The following is a 16421-nucleotide window of genomic DNA, read 5'->3' on the forward strand; positions in this document are numbered from 1 at the left end:
CAACTGACCCACCGCCCTCGCCGGTTCCTACAGGTTTTTAGCGGGCGATGATCAAGGGATGGCCCCGCTCAGGATGGGGCTGTACCAGCACATCCAGGCCAAACACCGCCTTGAGCAGCTCGGGACGCAACACCTGCGCCGGTGTCTCCAGGGCATGGGGCCGCCCGCCCTCCAGCAGCAGGATGCGGTCACAGTAACGCGCCGCCAGGTTCAGGTCATGGAGGATCACCAGCACCGCCGCGCCGCGATCGGCGAAGCTGCGGATGGCCTGCAAGGTGGTGTGCTGGTGCAACGGGTCGAGCATCGAGGTCGGCTCGTCGAGCAATAAGGTCTGCCCCGCCTCGCCCGGCCAGAGTTGCGCCAGCACCCGCGCCAGGTGCACGCGCTGGCGTTCACCGCCGGACAACGCCAGGTAGCTGCGCCCGCTCAAATGGCCCACATCGGCGGCCTGTAGGGCGGCGTGGATGATTTCATCGTCGCGCACCCGGCCGGTCTGATGGGGCAAGCGCCCCATGCCCACCACTTCCTCGACGCGAAAAGCAAAATCCAGGGTCGACACCTGGGGCAGCACCGCCAGACGCTGGGCCCGTTGCGCGCCCGGCCACTCCTTGAGCTCGCGGTCGTCCAGCCAGACCTGCCCTTCATCCGCGGGCAATTGCGCGCACAACGCGCCCAACAGCGTGCTTTTGCCGGCGCCATTGGGGCCGAGCACACCCAGAACTTCACCGGGTTTCAAGTCCAGGGTCACATCGGCCAATACGGTTTTGCGACCGCGACGGATCTGCAGGTTTTCCACTCGCAGCATCAGGCGCGCCCTCGTAACAGCAGGTAAAGAAAAAACGGCGCGCCGATAAAGGCAGTAACAATGCCAATGGGTAACTCCGCCGGCGCCAGGGCCAGGCGGGCCGCCAAATCGGCGAATAACAACAGGCTCGCCCCCGCCAGCACCGACGCCGGCAGGAGCACGCGATGATCCGGCCCCGCCAGCAGCCGCACCAGGTGCGGCACTACCAGCCCGACAAAGCCGATCAGCCCTGCGGCGGCGACCGCTGCGCCAACCCCGAGGGCAGTGCAAAACACCAGCTCGCGCTTGAGCCCCTCGACATTGATCCCCAGGTGACTGGCTTCCGACTCCCCCAGCAGCAAGGCATTGAGCGCCTTGGCCCGGCGCGGCAGCCACAACGCCACACCGACACTGACCAGCAGCAACGGCCACAACCGCGAGTAGCTGGCGCCATTGAGGCTGCCAAGGTTCCAGAACGTCAGGGTGCGTAAGGTGGCGTCATCCGCCAGGTAGGTGAACAGGCCCACCGCCGAGGCCGCCAGGGCGGTCAGGGCGATGCCGGCCAACAACATGGTCGCGACATGGGTCTGGCCGTCGCGCCGCCCCAGGCGATAGACCAGCGCGGTCACGCTCAGGCCACCGAGGAATGCACACAGCGACAGCAGATACGGCCCCACGGCGTCCGGCAGGCCACCGAAGGCCGCGCCGCCGACGATGGCCACCGCCGCCCCCAGCGCCGCGCCACTGGATACGCCGACCAGCCCCGGGTCGGCCAACGGGTTGCGAAACAACCCCTGCATGGCGACCCCCGACAGCGCCAGCACCCCGCCGACCGCCAGCCCCAGCAAAGTGCGCGGCAAACGGATCTGCCCCAGAATCAGTTCAGCCTGCTCCAGGCCTTGGGCCTCGATGGGCACGCCCAGTAAGCGTAACGCGGCACGTAATGTGTCGAGCAACGGCAAGCTGACCGGCCCCAGGGCCAGGGACAGCCAGATCGCCACGGCACACAACAAACTCAAGCCGATAAACAGCGCGCGAGGTTTAACCAGAGTGGTCATGGGGCGGCTTGGGTTTTAGCGGGGTAGAACCCGGCGGACAAGGCTTGCAGGCTGGCTGGCAAACGAGGGCCCAGGCCACCGACCAACAAGGTGGGGTCCAACTCAAACACCCGGCCGGTCTTGGCCGCCGAGGTGTTCGCCAGAATCGGGTTTTGCTTGAACAAGGCCGCGCGGGCGGCCTCGCCGCTCAGGGCGCGGTCGGAGAACACCAGCACGTCAGGACTCAGCCCCGCCAGGGATTCCACGGAAAATGGCTTGTAGCCACTGTGCGTCGCCAAGTTGTGCCCGCCGGCGTGTTGCAACACCCAATCGGCGGCCGTGTCCTTGCCGGCGACCAGTGGCTTGCCACCGGCATGCCCGAGCACCAGCAGCACGCCCGGGGCCTTTTGCCGGGTTTGCGCCTGGGTCACGGCCGCTTTTTGCCGGTCGAGTTGCTGTTGATACGTACCGAACAGGGCCGCAGCCTTGTCTTCAGCCCCCAACAGCTTGCCCAGGTGTTGCAGGTTGCCTTGCAGGGTCGGCAGGTCCGGCTGCGCGGAGAACAGCTCCACCTGCACCCCCGCACTGCGGATCTGCGCCAGCACCGGCGGTGGCCCCATTTCCTCGGTGCCTACCAGGATCTGCGGGCGCAGGCTCAGGATCCCTTCGGCGGACAGCTGGCGCTGGTAACCGATACTGGGCAGCGCCTTGAGCGATTGCGGGTGCTGGCTGGTGGTGTCGACGCCTACCAGCTTCGACTCCCCGCCCAGGGCCGTCACCCACTCCGACAGCGCCCCCCCGGCGCTGACCCAGCGTTGCGGCAGCTCAGCGGCTTGCGCCACGTGGTTGACCAGCAGTCCGACAACAAGCGCAATAGCGCTGGTACTCAGGCGCATAAAAGGGTTTCCTTCCTAGGGGTGGAGCCAGTCATGTGACCGTCTGGCATCGTACTGAGCACGCAGTCGGCTGACGGGCGAAGCCGGCATTTGATAATTGTTTGCATTTGAACGTCAAGCACCAGGCTCGCCCGCAACCCCTGGATTGTCCTGCGGCCCTTGATCTGTACCTGCTGAGAGTATTCATGAAGTTTCTTTGCCCCTCCCACGAGCTTGCCCAAGACAGCAGCCGCGGCTTCGATATCGATGGCCGCAAGTTACTTGCCGTGCGCCGCGAAGGCCGGGTGTATTTCTATATCAACCGCTGCCCCCATCGCGGCGTCCCGCTGGAATGGCAACCTGACCGGTTTCTCGACCCCAGCGCGAGCATGATCCAATGCGCCACCCACGGCGCGTTGTTTCTGATCGAAAGCGGCGAATGCGTGGCCGGCCCCTGCGCGGGCCAGAGCCTGACACCCCTGCCCGGCCGCGAAGACGCACAGGGGCTGTGGGTGCAACTCTAGTCGTTGAGCAGCACAGGCAAAGGGCGATCAATGCAGATTTCCTGTGCACTGACATTCACGCCATAGGCCAGGACCTGCACCCCAGCGGCCTTGGCTTCACGCAGCGCAGCGGCATACCCGGGATCGATCTCCTCGGCCGGCCTTACGCCATCGATGCCGGACACATTCACACAGTACAACTGCACGGCTCGTACACCGTTACGGGCCAAGTGCGCCAACTCCCGTAAATGCTTGGCACCACGCTGGGTCACTGCATCGGGAAACGCCGCGATAGGCGTGCCGTCAAAGCCCAGGGTGACACTTTTGACTTCGACATAGGCCGCGCCGTCGGGGTAGTCCAGGCGAAAGTCGATCCGGCTTTTCTCCTGGCCGTAGGGCACTTCACGCTTTAACGCGGTAAAGCCGTTGAGCTCAGTGATCACCCCCGCATTCAGCGCCTCTTCAACCAACGGGTTGGCCCGCGCAGTGTTGACGCACGCCAGCCGGCCCTGGGGGGTTTGCGCGATCTCCCAGGTGCCCGGCAGCTTGCGCTTGGGGTCGTTGGAGCGGCTGAACCAGACCGGCCCGCCCTCGACCATGCAGTTGAACATCGAGCCGGTGTTGGGGCAGTGAATGGTGAGCAATTCGCCGGCAGCGGTTTCGATGTCGGCCAGAAAACGCTTGTAGCGGCGAATCAGCCGACCTTCTTCGAGGGGAGGATGAAAGCGCATCAGCCTTGCCAGCTCCGCAAGCCACGGGCAATTCGCTCCACCGCTTCCTGTAGGCGATCGAGGTTCTGCGTGTAGGCAAAGCGCACATGATGACCCGCCTGGAAGCGACCGAAATCCAACCCAGGCGTAAAGGCCACATGCTCGGTTTCAAGAAAATGCCGGCAAAACGCGAAGGCATCGCCACCCAAGGCGCTGATATCGGCATACAGGTAAAACGCCCCCTCAGGCTCGACCGCAATCCCGAACCCCAGCTCGCGCAAGGCCGGCAGCAGAAAGTCACGCCGGCGCCCGAATTCGGCGCGGCGCTCCTCGAGAATCGCCAGGGTTTGCGGGGTAAAGCAGGCCAATGCCGCGTGTTGGGCCATGCTCGGCGCACTGATGTACAGGTTTTGTGCCAGTTTCTCCAACTCACCCACCGCCGCGGGCGGCGCCACCAGCCAGCCGAGACGCCAGCCGGTCATGCCGAAATACTTTGAAAAACTGTTGAGGACGAACGCCTCGTCATCCACTTCCAGCACGCTGGCCGCGTCAGTGCCGTAGGTCAGGCCGTGATAGATCTCATCCACCACCAGATGGCCATTGCGGGCCTTGATCGCACTGGACAGACCGGCCAGTTCATCACGGGTCAGGATAGTCCCGGTCGGGTTGGCCGGCGAGGCAACCAAGGCCCCCACGCTGTCCTGGTCCCAATAACGCGCCACCAGGTCGGCGGTCAGTTGGTAGCGCACCTCGGGGCCAACCGGAACCAGTTGCGCCGCCCCTTCTACCAGCCGCAGAAAATGCCGGTTACAGGGGTAGCCAGGGTCCGCCAGCAACCAATGCTTGCCGGGGTCCACCAGCAGGCTGCTGGCCAGGAGCAAGGCCCCGGAACCGCCCGGGGTGATCAGGATGCGCTCGGGGTCGATACTCAAGCCATAGCGCTGCTGGTAGAAACCACTGATGGCCTCACGCAGTTCCGGCAGCCCACGGGCGGCGGTGTAGCGGGTCTTGCCGTTGGCCAGCGCGGCCTGGCCGGCCTGGATGATCGGCTCGGCGGTGGTGAAGTCCGGTTCGCCGATTTCCAGGTGGATCACGTCATGGCCGGCAGCCTGTAGCTCATTGGCCCGCGCCAGCAACGCCATGACATGAAAAGGTTCGATCGCGCGACTGCGAGCGCTATAGGGCTGGGCCATTAGCCTTCCTTAACGGTTGAATACAAACCTCGATTCTACCCAACCGGCGCCACAAAACCTGCTGTATTCCCCCAAGACCCGCGTCAGACGTCCAGCAACCCTGTGCAGAACGGCTAAAATCCATAATCGAGACAGTACGCACCCGCTGCGCGGCGCCCTGCGGTGTTTTGCAGACGAACAGGACACTGCCTCGACAACCGGGAGTGGCGCACCCCGAAGCTATCTGGTAAGTTCGCCCGCTTGCAGCCGCAGGGCCGGCAGGTGTCGGTGATGTTGCAATCCTGCGCAATGGATTAGAAGAGTGAGAGGCGGTCTATTCATGTCCACCCAAGCAAAGCAACAGCAGACTCAAGGTCTCGGCGGCTTCGAACCTTACGTAGAAAAGAAGGGCGAAGAGTACATGGGCGAGCCCATGCGCGAGCACTTCACCAAGATCCTGAACAAGTGGAAACAGGACTTGATGCAGGAGGTCGACCGTACCGTTGACCATATGAAGGACGAAGCCGCCAACTTTCCTGACCCGGCCGACCGTGCCAGCCAGGAAGAGGAATTCGCCCTCGAACTGCGAGCCCGTGATCGTGAGCGCAAGTTGATCAAGAAGATCGACAAGACGCTGCAACTGATCAAGGACGAAGAATACGGCTGGTGCGAATCCTGCGGGATCGAGATCGGTATTCGTCGCCTGGAAGCCCGTCCTACCGCAGACATGTGCGTGGACTGCAAGAACCTTGCAGAAATCAAGGAAAAACAGGTCGGCAAGTAATCCCTGCCGGGCTGAACGAATGGGGCGTGCAAACGCCCCATTTTTGTTTCTGGGGTTTGGCGGTTTTCCAGTAATATCCTGGCCATGACAGCCTCTCCCTATATCGGGCGTTTCGCCCCCACGCCCAGCGGCCATTTGCACTTCGGCTCCCTGGTTGCAGCCCTCGCCTCCTATCTCGATGCCCGCGCCAATCACGGCCGCTGGCTGATGCGCATGGAAGACCTCGACCCACCCCGTGAAGAGCCCGGCGCCCAGGCAGCGATCCTGCACGCCCTGGAAAGCTATGGTTTTGAATGGGACGGCGAACTGGTCCGACAAAGCGAGCGGCATGATGCCTACGCCAAAGTGCTGAACGACCTGTTCAACCATGGCCTGGCCTACGCCTGCACCTGCTCGCGCAAGCAACTGGAAGCGTATAACGGCATTTACCCTGGCCTGTGCCGCAATGCCGGCCACGCTCAGCTGGATGCCGCCATTCGCCTGCGGGTCCCTGAGCTGGAATACCATTTCACCGACCGCGCACAAGGCCAATTCCGACAACATCTGGGCCGAGATGTAGGCGATTTCATCATCCGTCGTCGCGACGGCCTGTATGCCTACCAACTGGCCGTGGTGCTCGACGATGCCTGGCAAGGTGTCACCGATATCGTGCGCGGTGCCGACCTGCTGGACTCCACGCCACGCCAGCTGTACCTGCAAGAGCTGCTGGGCCTGCGCCAGCCGCGCTATCTGCATGTGCCGCTGATCATCCAGCCGGACGGCAACAAACTGGGCAAATCCTACCGTTCCCCACCGTTGACACCGGACCAGGCCATACCTTTGCTATTAAGGGCCCTGCGCGCCCTCGGCCAGATGCCGGGGGATGAACTGCTCTACGCCAGCCCACGGGAACTGCTGGATTGGGGCATCCAGCACTGGGATGCCAGCCGGATCCCGCGCACACTGACCCTGGCCGAAGCGCAATTGCACTGAAGGCGCTTGCAGCCTGCCAGCCATCCGTTAACATCGCCGCAGTTTTTCAATCAGAGGCCAACATGTACATCTATCGATTGGTCCTGCTGCTGGTCGTCGGGATCTACCTGTTTTCTCCCGCCATCATGGACTGGTGGATCGACGCCACAGGCGCCTGGTATCGCCCCTATCTACTGTGGCTGATCCTGATCGTCGTGACCTTCATCCTGCAGAGCCAAAAAGATGCCGATGAGCTTTAGCCTGACCCAGATGCTGCTGATCAGCGCCGCCTACCTGGCCGCGCTGTTCGGGGTGGCCTGGATCAGTGAGCGTGGGATGATCCCGCGGGCGATCATTCGCCACCCGCTGACCTACACCTTGTCCCTGGGCGTGTATGCCAGCGCCTGGGCGTTCTATGGCACGGTGGGCCTGGCCTATCAATACGGCTATGGGTTTCTATCTAGTTACCTCGGGGTGTCCGGGGCCTTCCTGCTGGCGCCGGTGTTGCTGTACCCGATCCTGAAGATCACCCGCACCTACCAATTGTCTTCGCTGGCCGACCTGTTTGCCTTCCGCTTTCGCAGCACCTGGGCCGGCGCGCTGACCACGATTTTCATGCTGATCGGCGTGCTGCCGCTGCTGGCCCTGCAAATCCAGGCCGTGGCCGACTCCATCGGTATTCTCACCCATGAACCGGTGCAACATCGGGTGGCCCTGAGCTTTTGTGCGCTGATCACTTTGTTCACGATTTTTTTCGGCTCGCGGCATATCGCCACCCGGGAAAAACACGAAGGCCTGGTGTTTGCGATTGCCTTCGAGTCGGTGATCAAGCTGATCGCCATCGGTGGCGTGGGCCTGTATGCACTGTACGGCGTGTTCGACGGCCCGCAACAACTGGAACTGTGGCTGCTGCAGAACCAGACCGCCCTCGCCGCCCTGCACACCCCGCTGCAAGAAGGCCCGTGGCGCACGCTGCTGCTGGTGTTCTTTGCCTCGGCCATTGTCATGCCGCACATGTACCACATGACCTTCACCGAGAACCTCAACCCGCGCTCGCTGGTCAGCGCCAGCTGGGGCCTGCCGCTGTTCCTGCTGCTGATGAGCCTGGCGGTGCCGCTGATCCTCTGGGCCGGCCTGAAACTGGGGGCCACCACCAACCCGGAATACTTCACCCTCGGCATCGGCATCGCCGCCAACAGTAAATCCCTGGCGCTGCTGGCCTATGTCGGCGGTTTATCGGCGGCCAGTGGCTTGATTATCGTCACCACCCTGGCGCTGTCGGGCATGGCCCTTAACCACCTGGTGCTGCCGCTGTACCAGCCGCCCGCCGAAGGCAATATCTACCGCTGGCTGAAATGGACACGCCGCGCGCTGATCGTGGCGATCATCATGGCCGGCTATGGCTTCTACCTGCTGATGGCGGCCGAGCAGGACCTGGCCAATCTCGGCATTGTCGCGTTCGTCGCCACCTTGCAGTTCTTGCCGGGCGTTCTCTCGGTGCTGTACTGGCCAACCGCCAATCGACGCGGGTTTATTGCCGGGTTGCTGGCGGGGATCCTGGTATGGCTGGTGACCATGCTGCTGCCGCTGGTCGGCAACCTGCAGGGCTTCTACATCCCGCTGCTGAACATGATCTACGTGCTGGATGACACCAGCTGGCACATGGCAGCCATCGCCTCGCTGGCGGCCAACGTGCTGATGTTCACCCTGATTTCCCTGTTCACCAACGCCAGCCCCGAAGAAACCAGCGCCGCCGAAGCCTGCGCGGTGGATAACGTGCGCCGCCCGCAACGCCGCGAACTGCATGCCGCCTCGCCCCAGGAATTTGCCACGCAACTGGCCAAGCCCCTGGGCGCCAAGGCCGCGCAGAAGGAAGTGGAGCAGGCGCTGCGCGATCTGTACCTGCCCTTCGACGAGCGCCGTCCCTATGCCCTGCGCCGCCTGCGCGACCGCATCGAGGCCAACCTGTCCGGGTTGATGGGCCCCAGCGTGTCCCAGGACATGGTGGAGACCTTCCTGCCCTACAAGGCCGGCGGCGAAAACTATGTAACCGAAGATATCCACTTTATCGAGAGCCGGCTGGAGGACTATCACTCGCGCCTCACCGGCCTTGCCGCCGAGCTCGACGCCCTGCGCCGCTATCACCGCCAGACCTTGCAGGAACTGCCCATGGGCGTCTGCTCCCTGGCCAAGGACCAGGAAATCCTGATGTGGAACAAGGCCATGGAGGAGCTGACCGGCATCGCCGCCCAGCGCGTGGTCGGCTCACGCCTAGCCACCATCGGCGATCCGTGGAAAGAATTGTTGCAGGGTTTTATCAACTTGCCGGATGAGCACTTGCACAAACAGCACTTGGCCCTTGATGGCCAGACCCGCTGGCTCAACCTGCACAAAGCGGCAATCGATGAGCCCCTGGCCCCGGGCAACAGCGGCCTGGTGCTGCTGGTCGAAGACCTGACCGAAACCCAGATGCTCGAAGACAAGCTGGTGCACTCCGAGCGCCTGGCCAGCATTGGGCGCCTGGCGGCCGGCGTGGCCCATGAGATCGGCAACCCGATCACCGGTATCGCGTGCCTGGCGCAAAACCTGCGCGAAGAGCGCGAAGAAGACGACGAAATCACCGAAATCAGCGGGCAGATCCTCGAGCAGACCAAGCGTGTCTCGCGCATCGTGCAATCGCTGATGAGCTTCGCCCACGCCGGCGGCCACCAGAATCACGATGAAGCGGTGTGCCTGGCTGAAGTCGCCCAGGATGCCATTGGGCTGCTGGCGTTGAACCGGCGCAACTTTGAAGTACAGTTCTATAACTTGTGCGACCCGGAACACTGGGTGGTCGGCGATTCACAACGCCTGGCCCAGGTGCTGATCAACCTGTTGTCCAATGCCCGCGACGCCACACCCGCCGGCGGTGCCGTCAGGGTCAAGAGCGAAGCGTTCGAGCATACGGTCGACCTGATCGTCGAAGACGAGGGCAGCGGTATTCCACAGAACATCATGGACCGATTGTTTGAACCCTTCTTCACCACCAAGGACCCCGGTGAAGGTACCGGTCTGGGCCTTGCACTGGTCTATTCCATCGTTGAAGAGCATTATGGACAAATCACCATCGACAGCCCGGCTGACACCGAAAGCCAACGCGGCACCCGTATTCGGGTGACCTTGCCGCGTTATGTCGAAGCGACGTCCGCTGTGAACTGAGACCGTCGAGAGAATTGAATCAATGCCGCACATTTTGATCGTCGAAGACGAAACCATTATCCGCTCTGCCTTGCGTCGCCTGCTTGAACGTAATCAGTACCAGGTCAGCGAAGCCGGCTCGGTGCAGGAAGCCCAGGAGCGTTTCAGCATTCCCACATTCGACCTGATCGTCAGTGACCTGCGCCTGCCTGGCGCACCGGGCACCGAACTGATCAAGCTGGGCCAGGGCACGCCGGTGCTGATCATGACCAGCTATGCCAGCCTGCGCTCGGCCGTCGACTCGATGAAGATGGGTGCGGTGGACTACATCGCCAAGCCTTTCGACCACGATGAGATGCTCCAGGCAGTGGCACGTATCCTGCGTGACCATCAATCGGCCAGCAGTGCCCCGGCGGAACGGCCAGCCGGCAAGGCCGCCAGCGACAAGCCCGGGGTCGACAACAGCAATGGCGAGATTGGCATCATCGGCTCCTGCCCGCCCATGCAGGACCTGTACGGCAAGATCCGCAAGGTGGCGCCCACTGACTCCAATGTCCTGATCCAGGGCGAGTCCGGCACCGGCAAGGAACTGGTAGCCCGCGCCCTGCACAACCTGTCCAAGCGCGCCAAGGCACCGATGATCTCGGTGAACTGTGCGGCGATCCCCGAATCCTTGATCGAGTCCGAACTGTTCGGCCACGAGAAAGGGGCCTTTACCGGCGCCAGCGCCGGGCGCGCAGGCCTGGTGGAAGCGGCGGACGGCGGCACGCTGTTCCTCGACGAGATCGGTGAACTGCCCCTGGAAGCCCAGGCGCGCCTGCTGCGGGTGCTGCAGGAAGGCGAGATTCGCCGGGTCGGGTCGGTACAGTCGCAAAAAGTCGACGTGCGCCTGATTGCAGCGACCCACCGAGACCTGAAAAGCCTGGCAAAAATCGGCCAGTTCCGCGAAGACCTGTATTACCGCCTGCACGTGATCGCCCTCAAGCTGCCGGCCCTGCGTGAACGCGGTGCCGACGTCAACGAGATCGCCAACGCGTTCCTGTTGCGCCAGAGCGCGCGGGTCAACCGTACCGACCTGACGTTTGCCGCCGACGCCGAACAAGCCATCCGCCATTATTCGTGGCCAGGTAACGTGCGCGAGCTGGAAAACGCCGTGGAGCGGGCCGTTATTCTGTCGGAGAGCCCGCAGATCTCCGCCGAGCTGCTGGGCATCGATATCGAACTGAGTGACCTGGACGATGACGATTTCATTGGCCTTGCACCACAACAGGGCGGCAGCAACACCAGCCATGAGCCCACGGAAGACCTGTCACTGGAGGACTACTTCCAGCACTTCGTCCTGGAGCACCAGGACCATATGACCGAGACCGAACTGGCGCGCAAACTGGGCGTCAGCCGCAAGTGCCTGTGGGAGCGGCGCCAGCGCCTGGGCATTCCACGGCGCAAGACCGGGGTTGCCAGCGAAAGCTGAGGCCAGCTCGCACCGGGTAACACCGCAAACGTGAAAAAACTGTTACCTCAGATATTCACGTAACAAAAAGCCGGGGCTTACGGTAACGAAGCCCCGGCTTTTTTTCGCCCGCCGACTACCCAAAAACCGGCCAACCCCCTGATTTTGCTGGCGCTCGCAAAAGTTGGCACGCACCCTGCTATATGCTTAGTACAAAAACAATAAAAAGCACCGAACACCTACAATAAAAATAAGACGAATCGACTCACGCACAATAAAAACAACACGGCGGAGGCGCAGCTAACTGATTCTTTTGGAGAGGCGTTGCATTTGGGGCTTGCCCCGCAACCAGGCCGAGAACAACAAAAACTGCCCTAAGGCAGAGCCTGAACTGGTTGGATCCTTGATCATAGCAACACAGCGACCAAAGCAATCCGTTTGCTCTTGACTCCCGATTGGGAGTGTCATGAAGGTGAAATCTCATGGCAAGGGCGATCAACAAAAACAAGAAGCCCGACATCAATAATAAAAATAGAGCACGCAACTACTTCTGGGGGAGCTTCGGCTCCCCTTGTAGTTTCTGCGATTTGAGCATCCAACCTGCCTTATTTCAGTCTCTGGCTCGACGCTTGCAGCTAGTTCCTACACCATCCCCTGACTAAATGCTAGAATCCCGGCCCATCATGCGGTCATTCTTCGTTATGGCCGAACATTCCTTCAAACAGTGCATCCCATGCTGAAGAAGTTGTTCCAGTCATTCCGTTCCCCCTTGCGTCGTACGCAACACATCCGCAGCACGCCTGAAGTGCTCAACAGCAATCAACATTCGCTGCAGCGCGCTCAGTTCAGCCGTTATGCGGTGAACATCGTCGAACGCCTGCAGAACGCTGGCTACCAGGCCTACCTGGTCGGTGGCTGCGTGCGCGACATGTTGCTCAACATCACGCCCAAGGATTTCGACGTCGCCACCAGCGCCACGCCTGAACAGGTACGCGCTGAGTTCCGCAATGCGCGGATCATCGGGCGGCGCTTCAAGTTGGTGCATATCCACTTTGGTCGCGAGATCATCGAGGTCGCGACCTTTCGCGCGGGCCACCCGCAAAACGATGAAGAGGAAGACAGCAACCAGTCTTCCCGCAACGAAAGCGGACGCATCCTGCGGGACAATGTGTACGGCACCCTGGAAGAAGACGCGCAACGTCGCGACTTCACCATCAATGCCCTCTATTACGATCCGGTCAGCGAGCGCATCCTCGATTACGCCAACGGCGTACACGATATTCGCAACCACCTGATCCGTCTGATCGGCGACCCCACGCAGCGTTACCAGGAAGACCCGGTGCGCATGCTGCGGGCCGTGCGGTTTGCCGCCAAGCTGAACTTCGGCATCGAGAAACACACCGCCGCGCCGATTCGCAAGCTGGCGCCGATGCTGCGGGAAATCCCCTCGGCGCGCCTGTTCGAGGAAGTGCTCAAGCTGTTCCTTTCCGGGCATGCCGCCGACACCTTTGAAATGCTGGTAGACCTGCAGCTGTTCGATCCACTGTTCCCGGCCAGCGCCGATGCACTGGAGCATAACCCGACGTACACCCACACGCTGATCAGTGAAGCGCTGATCAATACTGACCTGCGGATCAAACAGAACAAACCGGTCACCCCGGCGTTCCTGTTTGCCGCCCTGCTCTGGCCGGCGCTGCCCGCCCGGGTTCTGCGCCTGCAGAACCGTGGCATGCCGCCGATTCCGGCGATGCAGGAAGCCGCTCACGAACTGATCGCCGAACAGTGCCAGCGCATTGCGATCCCCAAGCGCTTCACCATGCCGATCCGCGAGATCTGGGACATGCAGGAGCGCCTGCCACGGCGCAGCGGCAAACGTGCCGACCTGCTGCTGGACAACCCGCGCTTTCGTGCCGGCTATGACTTCCTGCTGCTGCGTGAAAGCGCCGGCGAGCAGACCGACGGCCTGGGCGAATGGTGGACCGACTACCAGGATGCCAATGACAGCGAACGCCGCGAGATGATTCGTGAACTGAGCAGCAAAGGCGAAACCACGGGCGACGGGCCGAAAAAGCGCCGCCGCAGCAGTGGCAGCAAACGCAAGCGCAGTGCCGCCGATACCTCGGGCGAATAAACCGGTGGAACGTATCTACATCGGCATGGGCAGCAACCTTGCTGCCCCGCAGCAGCAATTGCGCAACGCCATCGAGGCGTTGGCGCAGTTGCCGAACACCACACTCGTCGGTGTTTCTGCCTTCTATCAAAGCGATTCCCTGCTTCCTGGCCAGCCGCGCTACACCAACGCGGTGGCGGCGCTGGACAGCACCCTCACGCCACTGGAGCTGCTGGATGCGCTGCAAGCCATCGAGAACGACCAGGGCCGCGAGCGCCTTGAACGCTGGGGCCCACGCACGCTGGACCTGGATATCCTGCTGCTGGGTAAACGCCTGATCGATGAGCCGCGCCTCAAGGTGCCGCACTATCAAATGCATCTGCGAGCGTTTGTGCTGTATCCGCTGGCTGAACTGGCGCCTGCCACTTTGCAACTGCCTGACGGCCGCCTGCTCAGTGATCTGCTCGCCGGATGCCCGTTCGTCGGCCTCGAACGCCTCCCTCAATCCCTGTAGGAGCTGGCTTGCCTGCGATGGCCTCACCGCTGTGTGTCAGGCACTCCGCGGTAAGGCCATCGCAGGCAAGCCAGCTCCTACATTGATCTTCAGCGCCAGCCAAAAAGCGTTCCAGCCTGCTGAATCGCATCAGTAACAGCGGTAACACCTCCCTCGTAACAATGCGGTAACACATCCAATTGACTTCCAGAGTCCTCCTCACGACTATAGGCGTCCCGCTGCCGCCAACCCGGCGCTGAAGGGCGCAATCCAGGCCTTATAAGCACTGCTCTGAAGAAAGTGCGCCTGTATAAACGAAGACTCACGCGCGTTACTCGCTGTTTCCAAGCGCCTGAACGAGGACCCTTTTCATGCCAGACATTACCCTGACCACCTTGCAGAGCCTCAAACTCAAGGGTGAAAAAATCGCCATGCTGACCTGCTATGACGCCACGTTCGCCCAGGCTTGCTGCCAGGCCGGCGTCGAGGTGTTACTGGTAGGCGACTCCCTGGGCATGGTTCTTCAAGGGAATGACAGCACCCTCCCCGTCACCACTGATGAACTCGCCTACCACACCGCCAGCGTCAAGCGCGGTAACAATGGCGCCTTCATCATTGCCGACCTGCCGTTCATGGGCTACGCCACCCTCGAACAGACCTTCCAGAATGCCGGCAAGCTGATGCAGGCCGGTGCGCACATGATCAAGATCGAAGGGGCCGTGTGGCTCGCCGAGTCGATCCGCCTGCTGGCCGAACGCGGCGTACCGGTGTGCGCACACATGGGCCTGACGCCACAGTCGGTGAATATCCTCGGCGGCTACAAGGTCCAGGGCCGTAATGAAGCCCAGGCGCGACAGATGCGGGCCGATGCCATCGCCCTGGAGCAGGCCGGCGCCGCAATGATCGTGCTCGAATGCGTGCCAAGCGAACTGGCGGAAGAAATCACCCAGGCCGTGAAAATCCCGGTGATCGGTATTGGCGCGGGCAGTGCGACTGACGGCCAGGTCCTGGTGCTGCACGACATGCTCGGCTTGACCCTCACCGGTCGCGCGCCCAAGTTCGTGAAAAACTTCATGGCCGGCCAGGACAGCATCCAGGCCGCGCTGAGCGCCTATGTGGCCGAAGTCAAAGCCGTTACCTTCCCGGGCCTCGAACACGGATTCTCTGCATGAACACCGTCAAAACCCTGCGCGAACTGCGGGCCGCCGTCACTCACGCGCGCAGCGCCGGCAAGCGCATCGGCTTCGTGCCGACCATGGGTAACCTGCATGCCGGCCACGCCACACTGGTGACACGGGCCGCCGAACAAGCCGACTTCGTGGTGGCGAGTATTTTCGTCAACCCCTTGCAGTTTGGCGCCGGCGAAGACCTGGACAAGTACCCGCGCACCCTGGCCGCCGACCAGGAAAAGCTGCTGGTGGCGGGCTGCAACCTGCTGTTCGCGCCCACGGTTGACGAGATGTACCCAGGCGGCATGACGGTGCAGACCCGGGTCAGCGTGCCACAACTGTCCGAAGGCCTGTGCGGCGCCAGCCGTCCGGGTCACTTCGAGGGCGTGGCGACGGTGGTGAGCAAGTTGTTCAACATGGTCCAGCCTGACCTGGCGGTGTTCGGGCAGAAGGACTACCAGCAACTGGCGGTGATTCGCGCCATGGTGCGCGACCTGAACATGCCGATCCAGATCATTGGCGAGCCCACCGTGCGCGCCGAGGACGGCCTGGCGCTGTCCTCGCGCAACGGTTACCTGACGCAAGAACAACGCGCCATTGCGCCGGTGCTGTACCGCAGCCTTAGTCATATTGCCGCCGCCATTGAGAATGGCGAGCGCGACTTCGCCAAGCTGCGCGCCGAGCAGGTCCAGCACATCGAGGCTGCCGGCCTGCGCCTGGACTACCTGGAAGTTTGCCAGGGCCAGCATCTGCGCCCGGCAACCGCCGAGGATCGTGATGTGGTGATCCTGGTCGCCGCGTACCTGGGCGCGACCCGGTTGATCGACAACCTGCACCTCAACCTCAGCGTTTAAGCCTGGCAATATCCTCATGTGGGAGCGGGCTTGTCGGGTCGCCGCATCGCCGCGATGGCGGACTGTCAGTCGATGTATTTGTCGCTGACCCACCACCATCGCGGGCAAGCCCTAATGCCAGTCAGTTAAGCCTTTTTGTAGGAGCGAGCTTGCTCGCGAAGAACTTGAGAGCGCCGCGTTTACCTAGCAAACACGCGTTATCGTTGACGTCCTTCGCGAGCAAGCTGAACTGGTCAAGTCATCCCGGACACCGATTACGGTGTTTATGCCGCTTTTTGCTCCATGGCTATTGGCGACAGGTAGTTGTTGTAGCTGTGGAGCCTGATTCGGTTGTATCGCATGAAGAAGCTAG

15 protein-coding genes are annotated in these 16421 nt (G+C 62.1%); 10 read left to right on the forward strand and 5 right to left on the reverse strand.

Features of this window, described 5'->3' with window-relative positions; translation table 11 throughout:
- Positions 1-37 precede the first annotated feature (37 nt).
- From BLL38_RS27165 to BLL38_RS27175, 3 genes are read right to left on the reverse strand one after another with little or no spacing between them, the layout of a single operon-like run.
- Positions 38-805 (reverse strand): heme ABC transporter ATP-binding protein, encoded by a 768-nt coding sequence (locus BLL38_RS27165; protein ID WP_076965032.1) that lies wholly within the window; start codon positions 803-805, stop codon positions 38-40.
- Positions 805-1842: a FecCD family ABC transporter permease gene (locus tag BLL38_RS27170; protein ID WP_076965033.1), complete on the reverse strand. Its 1038-nt coding sequence runs from the start codon at positions 1840-1842 to the stop codon at positions 805-807. Before BLL38_RS27170 ends, BLL38_RS27165 begins: the two co-directional genes overlap by 1 nt.
- Positions 1839-2717 carry a heme/hemin ABC transporter substrate-binding protein gene (locus tag BLL38_RS27175; protein WP_076965034.1) on the reverse strand — a complete coding sequence of 293 codons (879 nt, stop codon included), beginning with the start codon at positions 2715-2717 and terminating at the stop codon, positions 1839-1841. The genes BLL38_RS27170 and BLL38_RS27175 overlap by 4 nt, the downstream gene beginning before the upstream one ends.
- Before the next feature lie 185 nt (positions 2718-2902).
- Here BLL38_RS27175 and BLL38_RS27180 point away from each other — a divergent pair, with 185 nt between their 5' ends.
- Entirely contained in the window at positions 2903-3220 is a 318-nt protein-coding gene (locus BLL38_RS27180) for a Rieske (2Fe-2S) protein (protein WP_076965035.1), read from the forward strand.
- On the opposite strand, the gene sfsA is transcribed toward BLL38_RS27180, so the two are convergent.
- Together sfsA and BLL38_RS27190 are read right to left on the reverse strand one after the other, a co-directional pair.
- On the reverse strand, positions 3217-3930 hold the full coding sequence (gene sfsA / locus BLL38_RS27185) for a DNA/RNA nuclease SfsA (protein WP_076965036.1): 714 nt from the start codon (positions 3928-3930) through the stop codon (positions 3217-3219). The genes BLL38_RS27180 and sfsA overlap by 4 nt on opposite strands.
- Positions 3930-5102: a pyridoxal phosphate-dependent aminotransferase gene (locus BLL38_RS27190; protein ID WP_076965037.1), complete on the reverse strand. Its 1173-nt coding sequence runs from the start codon at positions 5100-5102 to the stop codon at positions 3930-3932. Before BLL38_RS27190 ends, sfsA begins: the two co-directional genes overlap by 1 nt.
- Positions 5103-5421: 319 nt before the next feature.
- Between BLL38_RS27190 and dksA the strand changes: the two genes are divergently transcribed.
- The 9 genes from dksA (at position 5422) to panC (ending at position 16069) form a co-directional block, all read left to right on the forward strand.
- Positions 5422-5865 carry an RNA polymerase-binding protein DksA gene (gene dksA / locus BLL38_RS27195; protein ID WP_076965038.1) on the forward strand — a complete coding sequence of 148 codons (444 nt, stop codon included), beginning with the start codon at positions 5422-5424 and terminating at the stop codon, positions 5863-5865.
- 84 nt (positions 5866-5949) lie between these two features.
- The gene (gene gluQRS, locus BLL38_RS27200; protein WP_076965039.1) at positions 5950-6837 is read left to right on the forward strand and encodes a tRNA glutamyl-Q(34) synthetase GluQRS; all 888 of its coding nucleotides are present in this window, start codon (positions 5950-5952) and stop codon (positions 6835-6837) included.
- 62 nt (positions 6838-6899) lie between these two features.
- Positions 6900-7076, forward strand: a complete 177-nt coding sequence (locus BLL38_RS30870; protein WP_003176118.1) for a hypothetical protein — start codon at positions 6900-6902, stop codon at positions 7074-7076.
- The gene (locus BLL38_RS27205; protein ID WP_162493897.1) at positions 7060-10014 is read left to right on the forward strand and encodes a sensor histidine kinase; all 2955 of its coding nucleotides are present in this window, start codon (positions 7060-7062) and stop codon (positions 10012-10014) included. Before BLL38_RS30870 ends, BLL38_RS27205 begins: the two co-directional genes overlap by 17 nt.
- A gap of 22 nt (positions 10015-10036) precedes the next feature.
- Complete coding sequence (locus BLL38_RS27210; protein ID WP_076965041.1) at positions 10037-11464, forward strand: sigma-54-dependent transcriptional regulator; 1428 nt, start codon at positions 10037-10039, stop codon at positions 11462-11464.
- A 712-nt stretch (positions 11465-12176) separates the two neighbouring features.
- On the forward strand, positions 12177-13574 hold the full coding sequence (locus BLL38_RS27220) for a polynucleotide adenylyltransferase PcnB (protein ID WP_076965043.1): 1398 nt from the start codon (positions 12177-12179) through the stop codon (positions 13572-13574).
- Between the two features lie 4 nt (positions 13575-13578).
- The gene (folK, locus tag BLL38_RS27225; RefSeq protein WP_076965044.1) at positions 13579-14067 is read left to right on the forward strand and encodes a 2-amino-4-hydroxy-6-hydroxymethyldihydropteridine diphosphokinase; all 489 of its coding nucleotides are present in this window, start codon (positions 13579-13581) and stop codon (positions 14065-14067) included.
- Positions 14068-14417: 350 nt separating this feature from the next.
- On the forward strand, positions 14418-15218 hold the full coding sequence (panB, locus tag BLL38_RS27230) for a 3-methyl-2-oxobutanoate hydroxymethyltransferase (protein ID WP_076965045.1): 801 nt from the start codon (positions 14418-14420) through the stop codon (positions 15216-15218).
- Complete coding sequence (panC, locus tag BLL38_RS27235; RefSeq protein ID WP_076965046.1) at positions 15215-16069, forward strand: pantoate--beta-alanine ligase; 855 nt, start codon at positions 15215-15217, stop codon at positions 16067-16069. The genes panB and panC overlap by 4 nt, the downstream gene beginning before the upstream one ends.
- The last annotated feature ends 352 nt before the right edge of the window (positions 16070-16421 follow it).

Origin of the sequence: Pseudomonas gessardii, from assembly GCF_001983165.1 — a bacterium.
Classification (GTDB): Bacteria; Pseudomonadota; Gammaproteobacteria; order Pseudomonadales; family Pseudomonadaceae; genus Aquipseudomonas; species Aquipseudomonas gessardii.